Below are 23,385 nucleotides of genomic sequence, written 5' to 3'. Positions count from 1 at the left end.
TTTGAGATGATAATCAGGCTTGATTTCGCTCCCCATGCCGGGAACGTATCTCGACCGTCGAGACGTATTCCAATCAGTGCACCCGAGCGCTCTCCGCCTCCAGAATTTCATCGGCGTCCAGCCCTGCGATGGGAAGGCGCGTGTCGGTCGGGACATCACCTGAAAGCTGCAGCGCGAGATAACGGCCGCAGCAAACCCTCAGGAAACTTGTGAAATTGCCGAGATCGTGCCCGGCATCGATGCTTTCGTTGTGAAGCCGGGTGATCAGCTGGACGACATTCATGCCGTCGCGGCCGGCGATCTCGTCCAGCACGTTCCAGAAGAAGGTCTCCAGGCGAACGGAGGTCACCATCCCGTCGATGCGCAGTGACTTTGTGCTGCTCTCCCAAAGTGAGGGATCGGCTTCGATAAACAGTTTGCACATGACGTCCTCCCGTCCAAATTCTCGGCTCCGGCGGCCCTGCTCCAATATAAGGTCTCTCCACGGAAGGCCAACCGGCCCGGCAAAGGCCTGCCGCTCTTCTGCTTCAAACACGGCAAGGCTCTGGATCCGAGGCCTATCCTTCGAGACGCGCTGACGCGCTCCTCAGGATGAGGTCGTAGGGCAATCCACGCCCCGGTTGTCATCCCGGATCAAGTCGGGATGACAAGGCTGCGCGCAGCGAGACGGAAAGGCGGCCAGGTTCACCAAACCTCATCCTGAGGAGGACCGTCAGGTCCGTCTCGAAGGATCGACCTGAATGCCGTGCCTGAACCCAACCCGATCAGGCTGCAAGTGACCCGGCCGCCGAGCCACCAAGCACCGCAATGAACTGCGCCAACCAGGCCGGATGGGCGGGCCAGGCCGGGGCGGTCACGAGATTGCCATCAGTCACCGCTGCATCGACGGCGATATCGGCATAGGTCGCACCGGCAAGTTCCACTTCCGGACGGCACGCCGGATATGCGGACACCGTTCTGCCGTTGATAACGTCCGCCGCGGTCAGGATTTGCGCACCGTGGCAGATCGCAGCGACCGGTTTGCCGGCGTCCATGAAATGCCTCACCGCAGCGATAACAGCACCGTCGAGGCGCAGATATTCCGGTGCCCGGCCACCCGGAATGACCAACGCGTCGTAACCGGCAACATCCACCTCGGCAAATGTTGCGTTCAGCTTGAAATTGTGGCCGCGCTTTTCGGTGTAGGTCTGGTCGCCTTCAAAATCATGGATGCAGGTCGCTACCGCTTCACCTGCTTTCTTGCCCGGACACACCGCATCGACCTGATAGCCCATGGCTAGCAGCGTCTGGAACGGCACCATGGTCTCGTAGTCTTCGGTAAAATCTCCGGTAATCATCAGGACCTTCGCACTCATGTCCAATCCTCCCTGAGTGTTCAACAACGATGGAGAAAGGCTAACAGGCAAAGGGATTGAACGGGTATTAGGCGACTACTACAGGAGATTTTTTCGAATTCACAGGATTAGGCGGAGATGACCGAGGCGCTTGGAGAATCACCGGTGATAGACGGCACCAAACCTTCCGGCTTACGCATACGATGGCAACTGCGCTATCCCGGCCGTGAGCCGTGACCTAAATCTCGCTGATCGAACAAGGTCCCGGATCAAGTCCGGGACGGCAAAGGGCAGAAAACCGCCCTGAGATATACCGTCAAATAGTCATCATTGTTACCTAGCTGCTCTGGCTCTGAGGAAGACTCGAAACTTCTGACGATTACCGCGATCAGTCATCCCCGACTTGACCGGGGATCCAATCCAGGCCCGTGCATGCGCAGGTTCAATTGAAAGGGCCGCTGAGCAACGCAAAACGACGTAAGCCCGATATTGCTGCACCAGGCATTGGATCCTCGCTCGGAGGCGGGCACAACCGAGGTTTTTAAAAGAACCGCGTCCTGAAACGGCACGAAACCTTTCAGCTTAGGCTTACGATAGCAACTGCGTTGTCCCGGCATTGAGCCGGGGCCTCCTTCTTGCTCAAACTGTACAAGGTCCCGGATCAAGTCCGGGACGGCACTGGGAGGAACGAGATACTTGGAAAAACACGCTCTCGAAACAACATCAAATTCTGCAGCCTAGGCTTGCCATAACACCTTCGCTATCCCGGCCGTGAGCCGTGACCTCCTACTTGCTCAAACCTTACAGGTCCCAAATCAAGTCCGGGACGGCGCTGAGGCGACGACACCGTCGAGACTTCACCCGAAAGCAGTTGTCAATGTCATATGGGTCATCGGCGTTGAGCCGGGACCCGCATCCGGTTGAACAGACAAAGCCCCCCGATCGAATGTGCGATGACAAAGTGCAAGCGCTAGTCATGAAATTTCATGAGACCGAGTCCGACCTTTTCCTTGTCATCCCTGCGCAGGCAGGGATCCAGTAAGCACTTGTCCAACCAAATTTTTCAGCTGGTGCCCACGACCGGTTCACGGTCCGCCACTCATACCGCAGTCCGGGGCAACAATCTCTGAAGGATCCTTTTTGTCCCGCCGCGTCGCCACGGGAAGACAGTTGAATAGATGGCCTCATCCTGAGGAAGGACCCAAGCGCTGGCACGAAAGACTGGGTACCACGCCTTATGCGCCATTCGGATTTACAACCGTCTTTCTGAAGTCGGATCTGGAGGCTTTGATCTGGACCTCGTCTCCAACGACTACATCTCTGCTGTCAAGGATACCGGACCCGACATGCACTTGATTGTCAGAAGGAGACCTATACCGGAAACTCACCTTACTTGCCTCGACGACTCTGTAGTCATTCGCCTTGAGACCCTGGGCAACTAACGCTTGAAATCGGACACAATCAAATGCGAACTCGCCTTGCAGCAAGAGGTCGTTCGGAGGACTAGCCGAGTCCCTTTTTTCTGCTCGGCAGACTTCACTCACCTTAGTAACTGTCGCAGCGACATCGACAAGACCTGAACGATCAAAAATATGGTGTGCCAACAAATACAACCCCACGAGGCCAGGCAGAACAACGACCTCCAACACCGCTCTGGCAGTTATCCAGCCCGCGACCTTCGCATTATGATCGTACAACCATTGCCTCCTTTAAAAGCCCGCTACAAATATCGCGAGCAGTTTGTAGTCTTTCAAGACGTGTGTGTTTCAACACGCCCCCGCCACTTCGAAAAAACGAAAACCTCTCTTGACCTCCCCTCGCCCAAATGCCATAACGCACACCGAACCGTACCGTACGGTTCTGCGCACAGATCACCTGTATTCCAGTCAAGACAATACTCATGCCTGCTGCCGCCTATGACATCGCCACTTCCCGTCCGGATGCTGCGCCGGAGTTTTCGCCGCGTCAGCAGGTGGTGCTGCAACATGCCTTGATGCTTTTGGTGGAAGGTGGCGAAAAGGCTCTGACAACGGCCGGGCTTGCGCGCACGGCAAGCTGTTCCAAGGAAAGTCTCTACAAGTGGTTTGGAGACCGGGACGGACTGCTGGCTGCCGTTGTCGCCTATCAGGCAAGTCAGGTGCAGTTTCCCTCAGAATCCGGGGCGACAGCTGACGCAGATACGTTTCGCGCCCATGTCACCGCATTTGTTGAAGCGCTTCTCGGGGTTCTGTTCTCCGAAACATCGCTGGCGCTCAACAGGCTCTCCATCGGCCAGTCCAACACCAATTCCAATCGGCTTGGTCATCTGCTGCTTGTACGCGGCAAACACATGATCTCGGCGCGTGCCCGGACCATGCTGGAAAGCGGACGCCGCCACGGGCTTTTGAAATTTGACGACGCGGAGGACGCCTACCAGGTGCTTTACGGACTGGCGATCCGCGACGTTCACATCCGTTTCCTGCTCGGTGAAAGCGCCAGCACAGCCGAGCGGGATCACAAGTCACAGGCCGAGACCGCCGTTGACCGCTTTTACCGGCTGTTTGGAGCCTGAGGCTCCGGAGCCACTCCGCAAGGGAACAGTTCAATAAACAAACAAGACCGGCGGAAAAGTCCGGCCTTACGCCAAAAACGAGAATGCAAACGGGAGAAAGGAACCCATGCGCGTTTATTACGATCGTGACGCAGATATCAATCTGATCAAGTCCAAAAAAGTCGCCATCATCGGTTACGGCTCGCAGGGCCGCGCCCATGCCATGAACCTGAAGGACAGCGGCGTGCCGAACATTGCCGTCGCGCTGCGCGAAGGCTCCACAACCGCCCTCAAGGCCGAAGCCGATGGCTTCAAGGTCATGACCGTCGCAGAGGCAGCTGCCTGGGCCGACCTGATGATGATGGCGACGCCGGACGAACTGCAGGCGGACATCTACAAGGACCACATCGCCGCCAACATCCGCGACGGCGCTGCGATTGCCTTCGCACACGGCCTCAATGTCCATTTCGGCCTGATCGAGCCGAAATCCTCCGTCGACGTTCTGATGGTTGCACCGAAGGGCCCAGGCCACACGGTGCGCGGCGAATATGAAAAAGGCGGCGGCGTGCCGTGCCTGGTCGCCGTTCACCAGGACGCGTCCGGCAACGCACTCGACCTCGGCCTTTCCTACGCCAGCGGCGTCGGCGGCGGCCGGTCCGGCATCATCGAAACCACGTTCCAGGAAGAGTGCGAGACCGACCTCTTCGGCGAACAGGCTGTTCTTTGCGGCGGTCTCGTCGAGCTGATCCGCGCCGGTTTCGAAACCCTGGTCGAAGCCGGCTATGCGCCGGAAATGGCCTATTTCGAGTGCCTGCACGAAGTGAAGCTGATCGTCGACCTGATCTACGAAGGCGGCATCGCAAACATGAATTACTCCATCTCCAACACGGCTGAATGGGGTGAGTATGTCACCGGCCCGCGCATCGTCACCGACGAAACCAAGGCGGAAATGAAGCGCGTTCTGAAAGACATCCAGACCGGCAAATTCACGTCAGAATGGATGCAGGAGTACCGTGCGGGTGCAGCCAAGTTCAAGGCGACCCGCCGTCTCAACGACGGTCACCAGATCGAAGAAGTCGGAGAAAAGCTGCGTGGCATGATGCCGTGGATCAAGTCCAACGCTCTGGTCGACAAGACCAAGAACTAAGCCGGACCTGCTTTACTGATACGAAAAGGCCGGGCAGCGACGCTCGGCTTTTTCTTTGGCAGAGGGCGCGCATTGTTATTTGTGTTCTAGACGCTCTAGAGCCTGCATCGCGCCGGCAATCCCGTGCCTGGCCGCAATTTTGTAGAGGTTGATTGCACTAACTTGCTTAGGCTTCAGATCCTGACCTTTTTCTAAAAGTTGGGCCAGGTAGTAAGCACCATACGAATCTTCCCTTGAAGCTGCCTGCTCAATCAATGCAAAGCCCTCTTTGACATTCTTTGGCACGCCAAACCCATTCACCATCAACCAGCCTAGGTTAGCGCGGCCGCTCTCCATTCCGCGCTCACTTGTTTCTTGAAAATATTCAGCTGCCATTCTTTCGTCCTTTCTTACGCCATGCCCTTCGAAGTAAAGAACGCCTAGAGCAACCTTGGCGCGGTGTTCGCCATGTTCGATAGCGATTCGATACAGTCGCGCAGCTTCTTCCGGGTTGCGTTCAGTTCCAAGACCATTTTGGTACATCCAACCCAACCAATACTGGGCGTCGGGGTTTGAAAGCTTGGCAGATTTCGAAAACCCATCAAACGCCAGTTCGTAGTTGACAACCCCGCCAGCCCCCCAAAAATGGTACTCTGCGATCTGAATACGGGCCAAACCGGGCACAAGATTGTTTGCATCTTGAAACAGCCGTAAGCCTGTTCCAGGATTTTTTTCAACACCCGCACCTGTGATATAGGCTCTGCCGAGCGCAAGCATTGCCCGTGGATCACCCCGATCAACATAGCTTTGGAGCGTATTTACGGCCTGTCGTCTCTTTTCGATAGAAAACTCATCCCCGGCCACATGAAGAGACGCGAGCTCGAGGTCTGCACCGTACATATCCAAATCGACCGACTTCTGAAGCCAGGTTTCAGCAAGGATCAGGTTCTTACCAACGCCTTTCCCTTGTTGGTATCGCTCCCCGACAATTCTCGTTGCTTCTGGGTGCCCGGCCTCGGCAGCTGCAAGATAGTGCTTGAACGCAATCGCTTGGGAGTGTCCTTCTACTTCACCTTTGTCATTCAATTTGCCGAGCTCAAACATGGATGTGCTGTCACCGAAACGCGCCGCCTTTCGATACCAATGGGCGGCGAGATCAGGCCGATAATCGACCCCATTGGATTTGTCCGCGTAAAATTTTCCAAGCTGCAGGGCAGACAAGGAGTGTCCCGTTATCGCGAGATCTTCCAGCATTCCGTAACCGCTTGAAGTGTCGACATTCTCGTCCCAGCCTGCAGCAATTCCCAGGGCCAGGGCATAGCGCGCGTGATTATTATGTTCCGCTGCTAGTCGCAGCCAATTCAAGGCAATGGAATTGTTTTTCTCGACCAAGTTGCTCCAGTCTCCCAGGTCCTTTCCGTAAAACTGGCCGAGGATTAATTGCGCATTGGCATGCCCACGATTGGCGGCTCTCTTCAGTAGTTCAACGATTTCTCGGTCAAATTCGCTGTCGCGATCAACAGATTGAAACAGGAGAACTGCCAGCGCGAACTGGCCTGAAGAGGAACTGAAGTCCCAGCTCAACAAGCTCCGCCGCAAATGTGTTTCTGCCTTTTCCGCATCCTGCGGGAAAATGATTCCATTGGCATAAGCTATTCCAAGAAACAGCTCCCGCTCTGCGTCCGCTCGCGGAGTGGCGGGTTCCTCGTCTGTGTTCCTGATCAATTGCGACAAGGGTCCGATAGCCGACAGCGGCGCCGCTTCTGCGACTGACTTCAGTTCCTTGATCGCTGCAAAATAGTCAGCTCCTTCGACTTCACCCAATATCTGCAGGCGCGCCCATTTGACCGATGCCTCAAGATTACCGTCATCGGCCGCGACCCGGTAAAGATTTGAGGCTTTTTCCAAATTCTTCTGTGACGGATCGCCGTAGAGTGCTTCCGCCGCTTCAAAGGCCGCCTCCGGATCGCCCAGTTCTCCGGCGCGGATCGTCCAGCGTAGCGCTTTCTTCGGGTTCGGCGTCATCCAGCCATCGTCACCAAAGGCAGTCACAAGGCGCTGTGCTGCAAAGAGTTCGTCGCCTTCGGCGGCGAGTTCATAGTGACGGACCGCTTCATATTTCTCGGTCAGACCGCCCAACCCCTCTTCTTCCATGTACCCGAGATATTTTGCGGCAAGGTAGAAACCGTTTTCTGCCGCACGCTTGAAATAGGCACGTGCGAGTTGGTCGTTTTCCGGAGCCCACTCTCCATGAAAGTGTGCGATCCCCAAAAATGTTGCCGCATTCTCCACACCGGCTTCATCAGCTCTGCGGAAATGCTCCATTGCCTTCTGGAAGTCGTGTCCGTCCCAGTCGGTTTCCGTATGCAAATATCCCAGATCAAGCAGGGCATTCTTGTTTCCGGCGTCTAGAGACTGATTGTAGAGCTCAAGCGCTTTGTCAAAATCTCGCTCGACCTGATCACCGTCCAGGTAGTGATCTCCGAGTGACACCAATGCCTCCGGATCACCAAGGTCAGCGGCTTGTTTGTAGAAGTGAAATGCGGCCGCGCTGTCCCGGGCGACCCCTGTGCCGTTTTCGTACATGTCTGCCAGAACAAGGATAGAGGCCAGATAGTCTTCGGCAGCAGCTTGCTCCAATAGTCGCCGCCCGCGATGAACATCCTGCGTTATGCCACCCGATCCGAAGACGAGAGAATATCCGAGCTCCGTCAACGCAAAGGGCTGCCCCTCGGCCGCGGCATCTTCAAACAGCGCTTGAGATTTCTTCACGTCCCGGTCGACCCCGAGACCTTCCTGATAAAGCCAGCCAAGGTAGGCTTTTGCGCGGGCGTACCCTTCCGCGTCTATCGCTTTTTGGTACTCGGCAGCGGCCTTGGCGTAATCCTGCGCAATGCCGGAACCTTGCTCATAGGCAAGACCAAGAGAAACGTGTGCGTAGGGATACCCAAGTTCGACGGCGCTTCTAAACAGTGAAACAGCGTGTTCCTGGTCCTGCGCTACACCTTGTCCCCAATAGTACATTATCCCGAGATTGTGTTTCCCCCGGCTGAAACCAGCATCAGAGGCTTTTCGATAAAGCGCCGTTGCCTGCTCGTAGTCAGGGGTTCCGAAAACACCGGTTTCATGCATCAGCCCGAGATTGACCCAGGCGTTCATGTTGCCTGCTTCACCGGCGCGGCGGTAAAGACGCGCTGCCTCAGTGAGATCTTTCGCCGTGCCACGTCCGTTTTCATGAAGCCATCCAAGTGCGGATGTTGCTTCAGGGACACCGCCGCGGCTTGCCCACTGGATCCAGAAAAAGGCCTGCCCGTCGTGCTGGCGGATGCCTTCGCCTTCCAGATAAAGATACCCGAGGCGCAGCCCGCTCCAGCTGTCACCGAAATCTGCACCTTCCTGATAAAGTCTAACTGCCTTTTTGTAATCCTGAGGGCCTGCGAGACCTGTTTCGTAATAATAACCCACCTGCGACTTCGCCCAGGGAAAGCCCAGCGCTTCAGACTTTTGAAAATAGGAAAAGGCCTTCTTGTAGTCCGCCTCCCAAAGCTCGCTGTTTTCATAGGCGAGCCCCAAGCGGAAAAGGTCTTCCGGATCTTGCGCCGCTTCCCTTGCAAGAAGTTGCTCCAGTTCCTGGGCATCTGGCAAACCGCCAAAATGGGCGGATCCTGTTCCCTGATAGCCCGAAACGCCCTGCCCTTCGCGCTCCTCCCGCCAGGAATGATCCCGCCCGGTTTCACCCGATTTGCCGGCCGCATCGCTTTGAGTGGTGAAAAGGAAAAGACTTAAAAAAAGACACCAGACTAACTTCATTGCCCCACCAAGAAACCTGAACGGGGCAATCGGCCGATCGTCCCTCCCCACGATTTCGCAACCCCGCGCATTCGCACAGGCAAACAGCCATAGCGCGAAAAATCAAGCCCAACTCGTTTAAAGCAAATTGGCTTCAGTCGGGCAATATGCCTCGAATATCAAAGTAAATTCAGCCAAAATAGAACTTGAGAAGCGGCCAAGGCGTTTTTCTTCATTCGCAACGGGCCAGGTTCAGGTTGGCCTGTCAGCGCCCGTATTCTCGTCGGTAATTCCGGCCGGTGTTGCGGCAGAGGCGCTGAAAGTCGTGTATCGTCATGCCCGTTCTACGTGTTTGCCGAGTTTTTTCACTACCTCTCCGGCAAAATTCGAAGCAACTCTGATAAGACGCCAAAGATTCATAAATTACTGAATTTATTCGGATAATTTAATCTCCAGACTAAGATAACTAATCCTCTTTTTCGCCTTTAGACAGTTTTTCGACCAAATTAGATAAAAGTCGCGTAGATTCTTCGCCGAGTTTTAGAAAATGTTAATCCGCACATGTGCCTATGGGGGTCAGTGCTATTTTCAGTGGACATTTCTATTTGATTTTCCACTCCCGTACAATTTGATGAAAATCTATTAACCAGCACTAACAACATCTAAAACAGTTTCACCATAGGCTCTCCTGTACCGCCGGTTTCGGCTATCAGTTTGTGGAGTGCGTCTACATGGATCTTTTGACGCTTTTTTCGGCAAACCTGCTTTTGCTGCTGATTTTTGCCATTTCTTTTCAGTCGATGTCACTTCGTGTGACACCGAACGCCCATTGGCGCAGTTGGGCAGCAGCAAATGCTCTACTGGCGATCGCTCTGATCTGCTTTGCTTTCGAACGTGTGCTTCCGACTTTTGTTGCCTACGTTCTGCCGAACACGCTGCTGTTGCTCGGATTTGGGTTTCATCTTTATGCAGCCCGCGTTCTCGCGCGCTTGCCGAACAAACTGAGCGACGTATTCGCTCCGGCCGCTTCTTATGTGCTGGTGGGCGTCCTTGCCTACGTGCTTTCCGATCCAATGCTTGCCTATGTCGGCGGCAACGTCATATTCACGCTCCTCTGCGTCGCGACCATCGTCGCCTACACGTCCAAGAACTTCCATGGACTAATCTCGGTCATCGGGCTCGTCCTTGCCTTCTTTTTCCTTGCAGCCGTTGGCGGACTTCGCATCTTTCACGGGCTCGCAGGCGACGAATTCGCCGGCCCGGGTATGATCAACGACATGATGCAGGACCTGCATCTGATGAGCGCCATGCTGTTTGTCAGCCTGACCGGAGCCTTCTCAACGGCGCTCTCGTTCGAGCAAGTAGCGCAGCGTCACAAGGAAGCTGCAATGCGGGATCCCTTGACTGGGGCGTACAACCGCAGGGAATTCCAGGCACGCCTTGAGGACATGCTGCACGCTTCCTCCAAGAAAACGTTTGGCCTGCTCAATTTCGATCTGGATCACTTCAAGCAGGTCAACGATCAGTTCGGTCATCTGGCCGGCGACCAGGCTCTTGTGAAAGTCGTCGCCGCCACAAAGGCGCAATTGCGCAAGGACGACTGTTTCGCACGGCTTGGCGGCGAAGAGTTCGCAGTTTTGCTGCCGGACATCTCCAGGGAAAACGCAGCCAAGGTCGCGGATCGCCTCAGACAGCGGATCTCTGAAATCCAGTTCGACTTTGCTCCGGCAAATTTCAGGATCACCGCCTCGGCTGGCATCTATCACGGCGACGGAACCGAGTTGGTGATGGAGGACTTGCTACAGGCTGTTGACGAGAGCCTTTACCGGTCAAAGAACAATGGTCGCAACTGCGTCACGTTTGCACCGTCGCTCAAGCCGGTTGCCGTGTAACGGGGAAAATCCGGCTCAGGAGTAGGCTTCGATGAGCCGCGTTACCTCCCGGTCCCGCGCGGCTTCGCTCTTTCCCCCCATGACGACGACAATCAGCTGCTTGCCACCGCGCCGCGCCGTGGCCACCAGATTATATCCCGACATGCGGATGTAACCTGTTTTCAGGCCGTCGACACCCGGAACCTTGCCCAGGAGATTGTTGGTTGCCTTGAAGGTGCGGCCGCCGTAGTTAAACGACTTCGCACGGTAATAGCCGGCATATTGCGGAAAACGCCGTTTGAGTGCGAGTCCGAGTTTTGCCATGTCCCTCGCAGTTGTCACCTGGCTCGGATCAGGCAGACCTGTTGCGTTGACAAAGCGCGTTCTGGAAAGGCCCAGCGCACGCGCCTGACGGGTCATCTGGCGCGCAAACGCAGCCTCGCTTCCCGCAAGGTTTTCCGCGACCGCCATGCCGACGTCATTGGCTGATCTGATCGCAAGTGCCTTGGCTGCCTGCTCGACCGTGATCGTCGTCCCGGCTTTGAGTCCGATCTTTGCCGGCGGCTGCGAAGCCGCATTGTCGGAAACGGTCAAGGGAGACGACAGGGAATAACGCCCGTCGGCAACGGCTTCGAACAGAAGGTAAAGCGTCATCATTTTTGTAAGCGAAGCGGGAAAGCGCGCCGCATCCGCATCGACTTCGTAAAGCTGTTCACCGCTGGATGCATTGATCACAAGGGCTGAGAACCCGCGTTCCTCGGCGGTTGCCGGTGCATAGGCAATGACCGGCAGCGACGCGCTTTGTACGGGTGCAGCCGCGGCTGAAGATGCAGCTGGTGTCGCCGGGGCTTGGGTTTGCGCGGTTTGACAGGCAGCCAGGACGAGCGCGAGGCAAAGCGCGGAAACCGTCTTGAGAAATGACCTTGGTGACATAAACACTCTCACGCTTTCACATAGACGGCCTTACGCCTTCAAACGGTATCCGGTCTTGAAGATCCAATGCACGATCGCCAGCGAGCCGATCAGGAACAAGCTCGTTGCGGCAAGCGACAGCCCCAGGCTTACATCCGCCTGACCGTAAAAACTCCATCGGAAGCCGGAAATCAAATAAACGACCGGGTTCACCAGTGTCACCGTCTGCCAGAATTCAGGTAGCATCTTGATGGAGTAAAAGCTGCCGCCGAGAAAGGCGAGCGGCGTAACGATCAGAAGCGGCACGAATTGCAGCTTCTCGAAATTGTCCGCCCAGATGCCGATGATGAACCCAAGCAACGCGAAGGTCACCGCTGTCAGGACAAAAAAGGTCACCATCCAGACGGGGTGCCGGATTTCGAGGTCAACAAAGAAATTGGCCGTAAGCAGAATGATCAACCCGACGATGATCGATTTGCTTGCGGCAGCCCCTACATAGGCAACGGTAATTTCAAGGTAGGAGACCGGTGCCGACAGCACCTCGAAAATGGTTCCGGTAAAACGCGGAAAATAAATCCCGAAGGCCGCGTTCGACAGGCTCTGTGTCATAAGCGAGAGCATAATCAGGCCCGGAACGAGAAATGCGCCGTAGCTAACGCCGTCCACCTCTGAGATTCGGGAGCCGATCGCGGCACCGAACACCACAAAATAGAGCACCGTCGAAATCACAGGCGACACAACACTCTGCATCAGCGTGCGTTTCGTTCGTGCCATTTCTGCCAGATAAATGGATCTAACAGCTCCAAAATTCATTCAGTCACCCGTTTGCCAAAGTTTCTGCCGAGCGTGTCTTGCGCTCACGTTAGATTCAATTCCATACGCGGCAAAGTCCTGCCGGGTATCGAGCCTGAGGGCGAGCGGCCGATCGTGCGAAACCCCATACGTGCGTAAAAGGGTTCGGCGAACGGATCGGCGTCCAGGCCGATAAGCTCCAGACCAATCGACTTGGCCTTCTCGCGGAGTGCTTCGAACAGGCGCTTGCCGACGCCTTTGCCTTTCCAGTCCGGGTCAACGAAACACGTTTCAAGTTCGCCGATACAGCTGTCACTCGACAGTCTGATACATCCGACAACCCGACCGTCCGGTGCCTCGGCGATCCAGAAGTCATCTTCGGAAATCCATAGGTCCTGAACACGCAGCTCTTCGGTACATAGCGCCATAAACGCTTCATCATAACCGTTGGACCGTTTTGACCGCATGCAGAGTTCCGTAAGCGTTTCCCTGTCGTTCAGTCTGGCTGCACGGATGCTAATGTCGGAAGTCATGGAAACTCACCCCTCCTTCACAAGACCGACGAAAATGTCTTCAAGCGAAGACTGGTCGGTCTGAAGATCCTGGAACCGCACCCCCGCATCCGCAAGGTCGGTCAGCAATGCGGTGATGCCGGTGCGTTCGGCGTGCGTGTCGTAGGTATAAATGAGACGCATCCCTTCTTCGGCGAGTTCCAGATCATAACGAGAGAGGCTGTCTGGGACCGCGCCGAGAGGCTCTGTCAAATTGAGGGTCAGGAGCTTGCGGCCGAGCTTTCGCATCAGCTCTTCCTTTTCCTCAACCAGGATAATTTCACCCTTGTTGATGACCCCGACCCTGTCGGCCATCTCCTCGGCTTCTTCGATGTAGTGCGTTGTCAGAATGATCGTGACACCGCGTTCCTTCAATTCACTCACGATGCGCCACATATCATGCCGCAATTCGACGTCGACCCCTGCAGTCGGCTCATCCAGGAACAGGATCTTGGGTTCATGGGAAAGCGCCTTGGCAACCAGCAGCCTGCGTTTCATGCCGCCCGAAAGCGCCATGATCGGGTTATTGCGCTTTTCCCAAAGCGTGAGATCTTTCAAGATGCCATCGATCAACGGCCGGTCCGGCGGCAGGCCGAAGAGGCCCCGGCTGAATGTGACGGTATCGCCAACAATCTCGAATGGCGCGGTAGGCATTTCCTGCGGCACCAGCCCTATAAGACGGCGGGCGGAACGGAACTCTTTCATTGCGTCGTGGCCGCCGACATGGATTGAACCGGATGTGGGGCGCACAAGGCCGCAGATTGTGCTGATCAATGTCGTCTTGCCGGCACCGTTTGGACCAAGAAGTGCAAAGACTTCTCCTTCCTCTATATCGAGGGAAACAGATTTCAGTGCCTGAAAACCACCGTCGTAGGTTTTTTCCAGGTCACGAACGGACAATATCGGAGCCATGAAGTTCCAACCGGTTCATTGATACGCATTTGACCAGACGGCCAAATTGGCAAGGCAGCCTCGCATGTGGGCCAGACCGCTGCAAGATGCAAGATCCATCGTCTGCTGCCGGTACGATGTCACCAATGAATTCGCTGCGCGCATCGCCAAACCGAGCGCAATGCATGGCACGTTGGTCAAGTTGACCGCCTCAGAACCGGCTCTTTTCTTCAGCTGCCACGCGCTCACATTTGATTTCAATGCGAAGGCTGTCCAGATCCCGCTCAAGGTTCAGGAGTGAACCCGAACGCGTGCTAATAAAGCGTCTTTTTGTATTCTTCCTCGAGCTTTTGCTCCAGCGCGCTCATCTGCGTATCGTCCTGCGGAGCGCCTTCAGTCTGATCCAGGATAATTTTCATCAGCGACGGCATTTCGCCGCGATCCACAAACCTGTCCGGATCCCAAAGATGCGAACGGCGGAAGGCTTTGGCGCAATGCATGAAGACAGACGTCACTTTCACCAGAATGGCGACTTTCGGAGCGCGCCCGTTGATGCTCAACATCTCGAGCAAGTCGGGGTCGATCATGAGACACGCCCTGCCGTTGACGCGCAACGTGTCGTCGAACCCCGGGATCAAGAACAACAGTCCGACGCTAGGATTGGAGAGAATGTTCACCAGACTGTCGAGGCGATTGTTTCCGGGGCGGTCGGGAATAACAAGCGTTTCCCGGTCAACGACTTTCACGAACCCGGCAGGATCACCGCGCGGGCTGACATCCGCCTTTCCATCGGCGTCTTGCGTCCCAAGACACAGAAATGGCGAGCGGGCAATAAAGTCTCGCGCATGCTTGTCGAGCGTCTCCTGACACTTCTTTTTCGCCAACTCGTGGGTTGCCGGAAACAGTTCGCGCAGAGATGTTTCATCGCTGATTGTAAATTCCGGCTTGGGTCTGAATTCCTGCATAACCCGGTTCCTCCCACACGGTTCAAACATCATACCTCGCGTGTGTGTAACACGTCGGACAGTCGCTGATTTTCCGGTTCGGTTTTGAGCACAAACAATCGCACTGAACGTTGCCTGGCCGCACTCACGTTCATCGATAACTTACCTGAGGTACGTACCTCAAAAACATCGATACTGTCAATGTTGCAGCCCTTGGACAGCGTTCAGAATTGTTTCCCCGCGATGAACAGAGCGTTCGTCTGAGTGCGGCTAGGTTTTCTGCCAATCAACGCTATTTTCTGCACAACGAGCAGCCAGAAAAGGACAAACCTCCATGTCTATCCGTCCGGTGACGCATATCGGTTCAACGCAGCCCACGCTTGAGGGTGCTGGCGTAAAGCTAGAGAGAGCCTTTGGTTTTCAGGACCCCGAAATGCTCGATCCTTTTCTGCTGCTCGACGATTTCCGCAACGATCGGCCGGAAGACTATCTGGCCGGATTTCCCTGGCATCCCCATCGCGGTATCGAGACCATAACCTATGTATTGGCCGGCACGGTCGAACACGGTGACAGTCTGGGCAACAAGGGAGACCTTGGCGCCGGAGATGTTCAGTGGATGACCGCAGGACGCGGCATCATGCACCAGGAAATGCCGAAAGGTGATGAAAACGGGCGCATGCACGGCTTCCAGCTTTGGGCAAATCTGCCCTCGTCCCTCAAAATGACCGAACCGCGCTATCAGGACGTAACGGCAAAAGACATTCCCGTTGTGACGGAAGATGACGGGAGTTCGGCCCGGATCATCTGTGGGAGTTTCTGGGGCAAGCGCGGTCCGGTCGACGGGATCGCCGCAGATCCTCAATATCTTGACATCCATGTGCCTGCCGGAAAGAAAAAGCGTTTGAAGGTAGACACTTACAAGCAGACTTTCGCATATGTTTTCGAAGGATCCGGGACATTTGAAGGCGCATCCGACCCTTTCGGTGTCCTGACAGAGAAAGAATTCGGCGGCGAAGAGCTGAAGATCCGCGACCAGACGGGCGACCGGACACTCGTGATTTTCGGAGCCGGCGATGAAATCGTGGTGCAGGCAGGCGAGGAAGGCATACGCTTTCTGTTGGTCTCCGGTGCCCCGATCAAGGAACCGGTCGCCTGGCATGGTCCGATTGTCATGAATACGCGCGACGAACTTGTCCAGGCGGTCGCCGAGCTACAGAACGGAACGTTTATCCGGTGATATCCGGGCCATCCGCTGGCTTCAAAACGGAATACCTATTTGTTACGCATGTTTGTCCTCCTGGTTTGCCGCACGCGCGGCAAGATCGGGATCCAGCAACATCCGAGGCTGGTGATGAAATACGATCGGACAAGGGAATACTGGTTTCTGGTCTTCCGCACCGCTCCAGCCGGAATGACAAGCTGAAAACAAAGAGACATCCCGCACGACCTGTTCGCGCTTTCTTGTTGTTACGAATTCAAATGCCGTTTCAAGTCATACCAGTCAGGGTTCATTTTTTCGATTAACTCGATTTTCCAGTTCCGCCGCCAAGACTTGATCGCCTTTTCACAAGCGATTGCTTGCTGGGCAACCGGATGCTCTTCATACCAGACCAGGCGAACAGCTCCGTATCGGGCAGCAAATTTTGAACCGGTCCCGCGCTCATGCTCGTAAAGTCGTCTTGCGAGATCATTCGTGACGCCGGTGTAAAGCGTTCCGTTCCTTCGGCTTGCCAATATGTAGACCCTAAAGCGCTTCATCAATCGATAGGACGCGGCATGGATTGCAGGGTCAAGCCCTGCAATGACCGAAAAACAAGAGTTTCAAAAAGTGGATTTAAGCTCTGCACATCGCGTCATGCCATGGCTTGACCATGGCATCCATGCCGTTAAGGCCGTGCATGCAAGGCTTATGTCAGCGCTCGCGCAAATGGCATAGACATGGGACGCTGTAGACGTTGCTCCCGATTGCCTTCTTACCTTCACAAACTGCGGCTACGGCTGTCTGGCGCATAACAATACGGACTGCCATGCCCCTCAAACTACGTCCCGCCACGCTCGCCGATGCCCCGGCACTGACCCGCATTCTCCACCGCGCAAAGGCCTCCTGGGGATATCCACAGGATAAGATGGACGCGTTTTGCGAAGCCTGGGGCGTTGAAGAGGCAACAATCCGGTCGCTTGAGATAACGGTCGCAGATCGGGATGGAAAGCCGCTCGCCTTTTCCGGAGTGACGGCACAAGACGGAGATACGCTTCTGGTCGACTTTCTATTTGTCGACCCTGTGGCGCAAGGGTCCGGCCTCGGCAGTCTATTATTGAAGCGCGCGGAGGATGTGGCGCGGCAAAAGGGCCTTCGGCGTCTCTATCTTGAATCCGATTTTCATGCGGAGCAGTTTTATCTGAAGCACGGGTACAGGACCCTCGATACACGCTCGAGCGAGATGTCACCGGGAAAAGACATTCCGCTCATGGAAAAATGGCTGCCTGCGAGCGTTCACAAAGTCACGAATATCAGCCTGCGCTTGACCGAAAAACCATGGTGGTTCGAAACCGAAAACGAACTTGAAATTTCCGCCCATTTCGAAGAGGCAAAGAAACGCATCGCTCTCTTGTGGAATGGCCGAACACTTAAACTGACAGCGTTTGAATTTAAGAACGGCACTTTCACCGGACGCTGCTCCGAGAGCTCTTACGCAGCGCACCTGGCCTGGCGCGACTGGGGTGCACCGGACGCGACGGCTTTCAATCTCTTCGGATCTGCCATCGTCAGATCTCTGGATGGTGCATTGCTTTATGGCGTCATGGCCGATCACACGGCAACGGCCGGAATGATCTATCCCCCCGGTGGCAATCTTGATCTGAACGATGTCACACCGGAGAACGAGGTCGACATTCACGCGGCCATTCGCCGGGAGCTTCAGGAAGAAACCGGGCTGATCTGCGATCGCCAATCCGGCGAAGAGTTGCTTGTGGCATTCGACGGACCGCGTATCTCAATCGCACAAATTTTCGATATCGACGAAACCGCGGAAAGTCTGCGGATGCGCATGATCGAACACTCGTTGAAGTCGGAGGAGCAGGAGCTCGCAGACATATTTGTGATCCGCACTCGCTCAGACCTCGACAACCCGGCCATTGTTCCATTTGCCCGGGAAATTGCGGAGTATTTGCTACCTTCCGAACGCCTCGGCAATACCAGGGCCGGTCAATAGTTTGTTCACCAAGAACAACCACTAAGGACTGGCGGGACTCGCCGAGAAATGTAAAAGTCCGCACACCTCGGAAACAGATTTCAAGTGCATCTCCAGGGAGAACAGAATATGGGCCGCCGCTACGCGATCTTGGACGTCTTCACCAACACACTCCTGGCCGGAAACCCTTTGGCGGTCGTGTTGGACTCCGAGGGCCTGAGCGACGAGCAGATGCAGAAGATCGCCGGAGAATTCAACCTTTCGGAGACCGTTTTTGTGTTTCCGCCTGAAAACCCTGGACAATCTGCAAGCATTCGAATCTTCACGCCGAAAATGGAACTCCCCTTTGCCGGCCACCCGACCATCGGCACCGCCATTCTGCTGGCGACGGAACGTTTTGGAGAAGTTGATGGCGAACAGGATGCGGTCGTAGTTCTGAAACAGAAGATAGGGGCTGTGCGCTGCGCGGTCATCCTGAAGCAGAATGCGGCCGGTTTCGCCGAATTCGATGTACCCAGCTTGCCGGAGCCGGCCGGACCGACCCACAATATCGAACTCATCGCAGCGGCGCTGGATCTCGAGCCGACAGACATTGGGTTTGAAAACCACGCGCCATCCAGGTTTCAGGTCGGCCCCCCGTTCAGCTTCGTGCCTGTGCGTGACCTTGATGCGCTTTCCCGGGCAAAGCCGGTTTCTGCTATGTGGAAGGCCGGGTTCGGCAAGGACGACCATAACCACGCCTATATCTACTGCCGTGAAACCAGGTCGCATGACAGCGCTTTTCATGCGCGGCTGTTTGCGCCCGACATGGGCATTCCCGAAGACCCGGCAACCGGATCGGCTGCCGCCGCCTTTGCGGGCGTCGTGAATTTTTATGACGGCCTCACGGAAGGGACCCATCACATCCGCATTGAGCAGGGCTTCGAGATGGGTCGCCCGTCGCTGATTGATCTTGAAATCGACATCGAAAACGGCGGCATGCACGCAGTGCGTATCGGCGGACAGGCGACGCTGGTCGCACAGGGCGAACTGTTTGTCTGATTTTTGAATTCAGGTTTTGTCGTGCTCGCCGAGATGTCCGGTCTCCGCGGATTTCTTCGAACTGGCGCTGATTATTCCCGGCAGTACGACACCTGTGATTATGAGTGCGCCCCCAATCAGTATGTCGGCTGTCATCTCTTCGCCGAGTACGAGATAGGCAATCACGAATGTGAAGACAACCGACAAAACGGCAAGAAGCGCCGCCGTAACGGTCGACACGATCGCCATCGCTTCATACCAGAGGTAATATCCCACCGCCGTCGACAGAACACCAAGCAGCACAAGCAGCAGCATGTCGTTCATCGTCGCTTCCAATGGGTAGAGCAATAGGCTCGGTGTCAAAACCACAGCGCTTGGCAGGAGAATTTTCAAAAGAACTTCCATGCGGTCCATGGTCGTCCGGGTCTTCTTTACTGCGCGGGCACTTCCAAAGATGAATATTGCCCAGGAGAAACCTGCACCGAGTTCCCAAAAGTCTCCAACAAGACTGTCTCCTGCGCCTGCATCGAAATCATGGCGAACAGTCAGGTAAACGCCGGCCAGAGCCATGAACGTCGCCAGTGCATCGTACCATCGGACCTTTTCGAAACCTGCAATGACCAGAAACAGAAGCACAAAAAACGGCGCTGTGTTTTCCAGGACCATCGCATTCGTCGCACTGGTCTGCTCAAGTCCGATGTGGAAGGTGATGTAATTCAGCGTGAATCCGAGACTTGCCAGCAATGAGAACTTGTCGAACCCACGCAGTCTGACCGACCGTCCTGACACTTTCAGCATTATTAAGATGACTGAACACGCGATCCAAAGTCGAAACACTGCGATCTGAAGTCCGTGCAGATCGGTTGTGAGGTACCGGACAATCACTGAATTTGCCCCCATCAGGAAGGCAGCGGCGAAGCCGAAGATCAGGGCAATCGCGTAAGTTCTTGTCATCATTGGTCATCGTAGCGTCTGATCTGGCGACAAGCAACGAAATCGGTCGAAACATCCGGTTTCACCCAGGGACGTTTCGGCCGACGACAAAGAGGCTCGGTCGCCAGCCAAAATGAGCCGAAGGCATTCGCCCGCTATTCTGCAGCCTGCGCGGGAGCCTCCGGCGCTGTTTTTGCCCAGGCAGGAAGTGCTTCAAGGCTTTGCAGCCAGGCAAGAACCTTTGGAAACTCAAGCAGAGGCACTTGCGACTGTGGATGCAATGCGAGCGCCGAGTGGCTGCCGACGGCAAAGTCAGCTGCAGTCGGCTTGTCTCCAAGGACATAGTCACGGTCGGCTAGGTGGTCTTCAAGAACGGCTGCAAAACGCCGGAAGTTCTCCTGACCCGAGCTGATTTTTTCTTCGTCAGCCGGTCCCATCCCAAAGACCTGTTTTGCAACCGTTTCCCAAACAATGTCGCCAAGCGCACGGTTGAAGTGCTGCACTTCCCAGGATTGCCAACGCAGGACTTCAATGCGTCCCATGCGATCCGAAGGACAGAATTCTTCAGCTCCCTGGCGATCCGCGAGATAGATCATGATCGGATTGGCTTCCCACAGCCTGAAGTCGCCATCCACCAGAACAGGCACTTTCACGTTGGGATTGATCACTCGGAATTCATCGCTCTGGTGCTCGCCCGCCAAAAGATTGAACTTCTGAACTTCGGTCTCGTGCCCAAGTCCCAAATGATGAATGGTTGCCAGGACGCGCCGGCTGTTGGGGGACAAGTCAGTTACATAGAGTTTCATGTCTTTCTCTCCTGTTCCTGCCGGCTGCACGAAACACCCGTGACCGGCCAGTGTCGAGCGTTTCAGCGGAACTCCGACTTTACTCAACCAATTAGTTGACTATAATGATTTCCCGTGATAGTCAACCAAAAGGTTAACTTTATGACTGTGCAGCAAATGGCCCAATTGGACTCAACATTCTCAGCTCTTAGCGACGGTACCCGGCGCGCCATCGTGGCCCGGTTAGCTGACGGTGAAACGACGCTCTCCGACCTTGCAGCCCCATTCGACATGTCGCTGACGGCGGTTTCCAAGCACCTCCGCGTTCTGTCGGATGCAGGTCTTGTCGATATCGAAAAGCGGGGACGCACCCGCCACTGCCGTTTGAAAGGTGCGCCGATCAAGGAAGCCGTCGACTGGCTCAGCAAATACGAATCCTTCTGGATCGACCGCTTCGACGCCCTCGCCCGCCATCTTGCAAAAGAGGATAACGACTGATGACCGTTCAAGAGATCGAAAAAGACTTTCTGGAATCGGGCCCCGGGCAGGAGCCCGTCATCGTGGAAGGGCTGTTCCGCGCTGCCCCTGCAAGGGTTTTCCGCGCTTTTACCGAACCGGCTGAAGTTCAGTCATGGTTCGTTCCGAAAGCCGGCGGCCTCGTATCGGTCGATATTGACCTGAAGGTTGGCGGGAAATGGTGCTTCGTCATCGAAAAGACCCAGGATAAGCAAATCCATTTCGAAGGCGAGTATCTCACCATCGACGCCCCGAACCGTCTGGAATTCAGCTGGCGCCACGTCCAGGAATTCGCGGACGGCACACGCGAGGCCACGGACACCTCCCAGGTCGCAATCACGTTCACGGAGGCCGGAAAGGCCACGGAAGTGAAGCTTTGCCACGAGGCGATCAAAACCGAGGACGCCCGCAGAGGTGTTGGCGGCGGCTGGAACGGCTGCTTCAGGCGTCTTGATGAAATCATTTCGGCATGAGTTTCAAGAGTACAGGAGAACACCATGACATCCCTACAGTTTGTCAGCCGGGAAGACTGGCTGAAAGCGCGGAAGACGCTGCTCGCACGCGAAAAAGCCTTCACGAAGGAACGCGATGAACTTTCTGCTGCGCGCCGCGAATTGCCGCTGGTTCTGGTCGAAAAGGACTATGTGTTTGACACCGATGAAGGCCGAAAATCACTCGGCGATCTCTTCGGCCCTCTTCCCCAGCTGGCGGTCTATCACTTCATGTTCGGCGAAACCTGGGAAGAAGGCTGTCCGAGCTGTTCCTTCTGGGCGGACAATTACGAGCGCCTCGACAAGCATCTGGCGGCGCGGGACACGAAACTGATCGCAATTTCGAATGCACCGTTCACGACCTTGCAGGCCTACAAGAAACGCATGGGCTGGACCTTCGAGTGGGTCTCAACTGCCGGGAATGGGTTTGGTGTCGACTTCGGCGTCACGTTTCCCGGCAAAACAGACCCGACCGGCAGAGGCTACAACTACAGTGGCCGGGACACCGTTCACTCTGAAGAGTTGCCGGGCGTCAGCACTTTCCTGAAACTCGACGACGGCCGCATCGGTCACAGTTACTCCACTTATGGCCGGGGGCTCGACATCTTGAATATGGCCTACAATATCCTGGACCTGACCCCGATGGGCCGGCACGAAGAAGACCTTCCCTATGCCCAGGCCTGGGTTCGCAGGCGCGACATGTACGGGACAAATCGCTAGCTTCAAAGACGTTTTTGTATTCAGCCGGTCCGCATTCCACGAACTGTGCGGACCGGCGTTTAACAACAGGCCACAGTTAAGACCTTAACGGAATCATTGCGTTGCTAATTGACCGGCACTCAAAACCTTCAGACGACACCTTGATCGCGTCATCGCGTTGCCAATCGCAAATGCTAGAGTTGAAAAAATAGAACCAATTTAAAAAAATTTTGATTGTAATTTCAAATTCCCTCGTTAGTTGTACTTATCACCTTTGGAATGGGGCACATTCATGTCAAGATTGAAGAAACTAGCATTTTCACTGACTTTCCTCTTGTTTGGTGCAACTAGCGCCAACGCCGTCACGACGTCAGTGGGCAATCCGACAAGTACGTCCTGCATCTATCGATGCATGGAAACAACGCAGCAGATTTACAGCTCTACATACTTTGGCGGCGGCGTAGTCGACATCACCTCTATCGGAAACTTCGCATGGCGCGGAGATATGAGTGGAACATTCGATGTTTATGTATCAACATCGAAAACAAGATATACAGATATACCTTCTGACGTCTTTACAGACTTTACTGCAAATCATGGTTCCGACTACTCTTATTTTGGTTCAGTTGATCTGTCGGATGCAAAAGCCGATTTTGACGTTGTTACCGCGAACGGAAACTTCACCTACGATTCATCGGCGGGGGATCTGCTCGTTGAGTGGGTCCTGAAGAGCGATGACTCATATTCGGGCGGCTTCCTAGGAGGAGGCCTCAGAGCCGGAACGGGCTTGTATAGCGTTGCCCACCAATGGAGACAGGGTTTCGGTGGAAACGCCCGTCGCTCGGTCAATGGTTATGGTCTTGCAACGGAATTTACTTATGAAGCCACAGTTTCCGAAGTTCCCTTGCCAGCATCCGGGCTTATGCTTGCCGGTGGACTGTTTCTACTAGTGGCAAGATCCAGACAAAAGGCCCCAAAAATCTAGCCACCAACAACAAACCGTCTTTGAA

General features: G+C 55.2%; 22 protein-coding genes. 11 read left to right on the top strand and 11 right to left on the bottom strand.

The window, feature by feature from the left end; translation table 11 throughout:
• Positions 1–73: 73 nt before the first annotated feature.
• The gene (locus tag Q0915_RS04280) at positions 74–424 is read right to left on the bottom strand and encodes a ribbon-helix-helix domain-containing protein (RefSeq protein WP_299473717.1); all 351 of its coding nucleotides are present in this window, start codon (positions 422–424) and stop codon (positions 74–76) included.
• Between the two features lie 340 nt (positions 425–764).
• Positions 765–1,355, bottom strand: a complete 591-nt coding sequence (locus Q0915_RS04275; RefSeq protein WP_299473713.1) for a DJ-1/PfpI family protein — start codon at positions 1,353–1,355, stop codon at positions 765–767.
• Positions 1,356–3,234: 1,879 nt separating this feature from the next.
• Here Q0915_RS04275 and Q0915_RS04270 point away from each other — a divergent pair.
• Entirely contained in the window at positions 3,235–3,885 is a 651-nt protein-coding gene (locus tag Q0915_RS04270; RefSeq protein WP_299473710.1) for a TetR/AcrR family transcriptional regulator, read from the top strand.
• 106 nt (positions 3,886–3,991) lie between these two features.
• Complete coding sequence (gene ilvC, locus Q0915_RS04265; protein WP_299473707.1) at positions 3,992–5,011, top strand: ketol-acid reductoisomerase; 1,020 nt, start codon at positions 3,992–3,994, stop codon at positions 5,009–5,011.
• A gap of 75 nt (positions 5,012–5,086) precedes the next feature.
• Here the strand turns inward: ilvC and Q0915_RS04260 are convergent, their stop codons facing one another.
• A complete protein-coding gene (locus Q0915_RS04260; protein WP_299473705.1) occupies positions 5,087–8,800 on the bottom strand; it encodes a hypothetical protein in 3,714 nt (1,237 codons plus the stop codon).
• Positions 8,801–9,510: 710 nt separating this feature from the next.
• On the opposite strand from Q0915_RS04260, the gene Q0915_RS04255 reads away from it, so the two are divergent.
• The gene (locus Q0915_RS04255; RefSeq protein ID WP_299473702.1) at positions 9,511–10,671 is read left to right on the top strand and encodes a GGDEF domain-containing protein; all 1,161 of its coding nucleotides are present in this window, start codon (positions 9,511–9,513) and stop codon (positions 10,669–10,671) included.
• A gap of 15 nt (positions 10,672–10,686) precedes the next feature.
• On the opposite strand, the gene Q0915_RS04250 is transcribed toward Q0915_RS04255, so the two are convergent.
• From Q0915_RS04250 to Q0915_RS04235, 4 genes are read right to left on the bottom strand one after another with little or no spacing between them, the layout of a single operon-like run.
• Positions 10,687–11,583, bottom strand: coding sequence for a D-alanyl-D-alanine carboxypeptidase family protein (locus Q0915_RS04250; RefSeq protein ID WP_299473699.1), 897 nt, complete (start codon positions 11,581–11,583; stop codon positions 10,687–10,689).
• A gap of 30 nt (positions 11,584–11,613) precedes the next feature.
• Positions 11,614–12,375 carry an ABC transporter permease gene (locus tag Q0915_RS04245; RefSeq protein WP_299473696.1) on the bottom strand — a complete coding sequence of 254 codons (762 nt, stop codon included), beginning with the start codon at positions 12,373–12,375 and terminating at the stop codon, positions 11,614–11,616.
• A gap of 44 nt (positions 12,376–12,419) precedes the next feature.
• Positions 12,420–12,887, bottom strand: a complete 468-nt coding sequence (locus Q0915_RS04240) for a GNAT family N-acetyltransferase (RefSeq protein ID WP_299473693.1) — start codon at positions 12,885–12,887, stop codon at positions 12,420–12,422.
• A 6-nt stretch (positions 12,888–12,893) separates the two neighbouring features.
• Positions 12,894–13,817 (bottom strand): ABC transporter ATP-binding protein, encoded by a 924-nt coding sequence (locus tag Q0915_RS04235; RefSeq protein ID WP_299473690.1) that lies wholly within the window; start codon positions 13,815–13,817, stop codon positions 12,894–12,896.
• 64 nt (positions 13,818–13,881) lie between these two features.
• Between Q0915_RS04235 and Q0915_RS04230 the strand changes: the two genes are divergently transcribed.
• Positions 13,882–14,097, top strand: coding sequence for a hypothetical protein (locus Q0915_RS04230; protein ID WP_299473687.1), 216 nt, complete (start codon positions 13,882–13,884; stop codon positions 14,095–14,097).
• Between the two features lie 13 nt (positions 14,098–14,110).
• Here Q0915_RS04230 and Q0915_RS04225 read toward each other — a convergent pair whose 3' ends face one another.
• The gene (locus Q0915_RS04225) at positions 14,111–14,761 is read right to left on the bottom strand and encodes a pyridoxamine 5'-phosphate oxidase family protein (protein WP_299473684.1); all 651 of its coding nucleotides are present in this window, start codon (positions 14,759–14,761) and stop codon (positions 14,111–14,113) included.
• 313 nt (positions 14,762–15,074) lie between these two features.
• Here Q0915_RS04225 and Q0915_RS04220 point away from each other — a divergent pair, with 313 nt between their 5' ends.
• Complete coding sequence (locus Q0915_RS04220) at positions 15,075–15,977, top strand: pirin family protein (RefSeq protein ID WP_299473681.1); 903 nt, start codon at positions 15,075–15,077, stop codon at positions 15,975–15,977.
• A 230-nt stretch (positions 15,978–16,207) separates the two neighbouring features.
• Here the strand turns inward: Q0915_RS04220 and Q0915_RS04215 are convergent, their stop codons facing one another.
• On the bottom strand, positions 16,208–16,498 hold the full coding sequence (locus Q0915_RS04215) for a GIY-YIG nuclease family protein (RefSeq protein WP_299473678.1): 291 nt from the start codon (positions 16,496–16,498) through the stop codon (positions 16,208–16,210).
• Positions 16,499–16,767: 269 nt separating this feature from the next.
• On the opposite strand from Q0915_RS04215, the gene Q0915_RS04210 reads away from it, so the two are divergent.
• Together Q0915_RS04210 and Q0915_RS04205 are read left to right on the top strand one after the other, a co-directional pair.
• Positions 16,768–17,952 (top strand): GNAT family N-acetyltransferase, encoded by a 1,185-nt coding sequence (locus tag Q0915_RS04210; RefSeq protein WP_299473676.1) that lies wholly within the window; start codon positions 16,768–16,770, stop codon positions 17,950–17,952.
• A 108-nt stretch (positions 17,953–18,060) separates the two neighbouring features.
• Positions 18,061–18,972: a PhzF family phenazine biosynthesis protein gene (locus Q0915_RS04205; RefSeq protein ID WP_299473674.1), complete on the top strand. Its 912-nt coding sequence runs from the start codon at positions 18,061–18,063 to the stop codon at positions 18,970–18,972.
• Between the two features lie 9 nt (positions 18,973–18,981).
• Here the strand turns inward: Q0915_RS04205 and Q0915_RS04200 are convergent, their stop codons facing one another.
• Positions 18,982–19,905 (bottom strand): DMT family transporter, encoded by a 924-nt coding sequence (locus Q0915_RS04200; RefSeq protein ID WP_299544175.1) that lies wholly within the window; start codon positions 19,903–19,905, stop codon positions 18,982–18,984.
• A gap of 134 nt (positions 19,906–20,039) precedes the next feature.
• Positions 20,040–20,690 (bottom strand): glutathione S-transferase family protein, encoded by a 651-nt coding sequence (locus Q0915_RS04195; protein WP_299473668.1) that lies wholly within the window; start codon positions 20,688–20,690, stop codon positions 20,040–20,042.
• A 156-nt stretch (positions 20,691–20,846) separates the two neighbouring features.
• On the opposite strand from Q0915_RS04195, the gene Q0915_RS04190 reads away from it, so the two are divergent.
• The 4 genes from Q0915_RS04190 to Q0915_RS04175 all read left to right on the top strand — a co-directional run bounded on the left by Q0915_RS04190 (position 20,847) and on the right by Q0915_RS04175 (position 23,360).
• Positions 20,847–21,167, top strand: coding sequence for a metalloregulator ArsR/SmtB family transcription factor (locus Q0915_RS04190; RefSeq protein ID WP_299474703.1), 321 nt, complete (start codon positions 20,847–20,849; stop codon positions 21,165–21,167).
• A complete protein-coding gene (locus tag Q0915_RS04185; protein WP_299473665.1) occupies positions 21,167–21,658 on the top strand; it encodes an SRPBCC domain-containing protein in 492 nt (163 codons plus the stop codon). The genes Q0915_RS04190 and Q0915_RS04185 overlap by 1 nt, the downstream gene beginning before the upstream one ends.
• 24 nt (positions 21,659–21,682) lie before the next feature.
• On the top strand, positions 21,683–22,396 hold the full coding sequence (locus Q0915_RS04180; protein ID WP_299473662.1) for a DUF899 domain-containing protein: 714 nt from the start codon (positions 21,683–21,685) through the stop codon (positions 22,394–22,396).
• A 271-nt stretch (positions 22,397–22,667) separates the two neighbouring features.
• Complete coding sequence (locus Q0915_RS04175) at positions 22,668–23,360, top strand: hypothetical protein (RefSeq protein ID WP_299473660.1); 693 nt, start codon at positions 22,668–22,670, stop codon at positions 23,358–23,360.
• Positions 23,361–23,385: the final 25 nt, after the last annotated feature.

Source organism: uncultured Roseibium sp., assembly GCF_947494555.1.
GTDB lineage: Bacteria > Pseudomonadota > Alphaproteobacteria > Rhizobiales > Stappiaceae > Roseibium.
This window is presented reverse-complemented; position numbering and strand designations above follow the sequence as displayed.

Coding starts and splice junctions, on each gene's coding strand:
- Q0915_RS04280 (WP_299473717.1), bottom strand. CDS start 424: ATGTGCAAACTGTTTATCGAAGCCGATCCCTCACTTTGGGAGAGCAGC.
- Q0915_RS04275 (WP_299473713.1), bottom strand. CDS start 1,355: ATGAGTGCGAAGGTCCTGATGATTACCGGAGATTTTACCGAAGACTAC.
- Q0915_RS04270 (WP_299473710.1), top strand. CDS start 3,235: ATGCCTGCTGCCGCCTATGACATCGCCACTTCCCGTCCGGATGCTGCG.
- ilvC (WP_299473707.1), top strand. CDS start 3,992: ATGCGCGTTTATTACGATCGTGACGCAGATATCAATCTGATCAAGTCC.
- Q0915_RS04260 (WP_299473705.1), bottom strand. CDS start 8,800: ATGAAGTTAGTCTGGTGTCTTTTTTTAAGTCTTTTCCTTTTCACCACT.
- Q0915_RS04255 (WP_299473702.1), top strand. CDS start 9,511: ATGGATCTTTTGACGCTTTTTTCGGCAAACCTGCTTTTGCTGCTGATT.
- Q0915_RS04250 (WP_299473699.1), bottom strand. CDS start 11,583: ATGTCACCAAGGTCATTTCTCAAGACGGTTTCCGCGCTTTGCCTCGCG.
- Q0915_RS04245 (WP_299473696.1), bottom strand. CDS start 12,375: ATGAATTTTGGAGCTGTTAGATCCATTTATCTGGCAGAAATGGCACGA.
- Q0915_RS04240 (WP_299473693.1), bottom strand. CDS start 12,887: ATGACTTCCGACATTAGCATCCGTGCAGCCAGACTGAACGACAGGGAA.
- Q0915_RS04235 (WP_299473690.1), bottom strand. CDS start 13,817: ATGGCTCCGATATTGTCCGTTCGTGACCTGGAAAAAACCTACGACGGT.
- Q0915_RS04230 (WP_299473687.1), top strand. CDS start 13,882: ATGTGGGCCAGACCGCTGCAAGATGCAAGATCCATCGTCTGCTGCCGG.
- Q0915_RS04225 (WP_299473684.1), bottom strand. CDS start 14,761: ATGCAGGAATTCAGACCCAAGCCGGAATTTACAATCAGCGATGAAACA.
- Q0915_RS04220 (WP_299473681.1), top strand. CDS start 15,075: ATGTCTATCCGTCCGGTGACGCATATCGGTTCAACGCAGCCCACGCTT.
- Q0915_RS04215 (WP_299473678.1), bottom strand. CDS start 16,498: ATGAAGCGCTTTAGGGTCTACATATTGGCAAGCCGAAGGAACGGAACG.
- Q0915_RS04210 (WP_299473676.1), top strand. CDS start 16,768: ATGCCCCTCAAACTACGTCCCGCCACGCTCGCCGATGCCCCGGCACTG.
- Q0915_RS04205 (WP_299473674.1), top strand. CDS start 18,061: ATGGGCCGCCGCTACGCGATCTTGGACGTCTTCACCAACACACTCCTG.
- Q0915_RS04200 (WP_299544175.1), bottom strand. CDS start 19,905: ATGACAAGAACTTACGCGATTGCCCTGATCTTCGGCTTCGCCGCTGCC.
- Q0915_RS04195 (WP_299473668.1), bottom strand. CDS start 20,690: ATGAAACTCTATGTAACTGACTTGTCCCCCAACAGCCGGCGCGTCCTG.
- Q0915_RS04190 (WP_299474703.1), top strand. CDS start 20,847: ATGGCCCAATTGGACTCAACATTCTCAGCTCTTAGCGACGGTACCCGG.
- Q0915_RS04185 (WP_299473665.1), top strand. CDS start 21,167: ATGACCGTTCAAGAGATCGAAAAAGACTTTCTGGAATCGGGCCCCGGG.
- Q0915_RS04180 (WP_299473662.1), top strand. CDS start 21,683: ATGACATCCCTACAGTTTGTCAGCCGGGAAGACTGGCTGAAAGCGCGG.
- Q0915_RS04175 (WP_299473660.1), top strand. CDS start 22,668: ATGTCAAGATTGAAGAAACTAGCATTTTCACTGACTTTCCTCTTGTTT.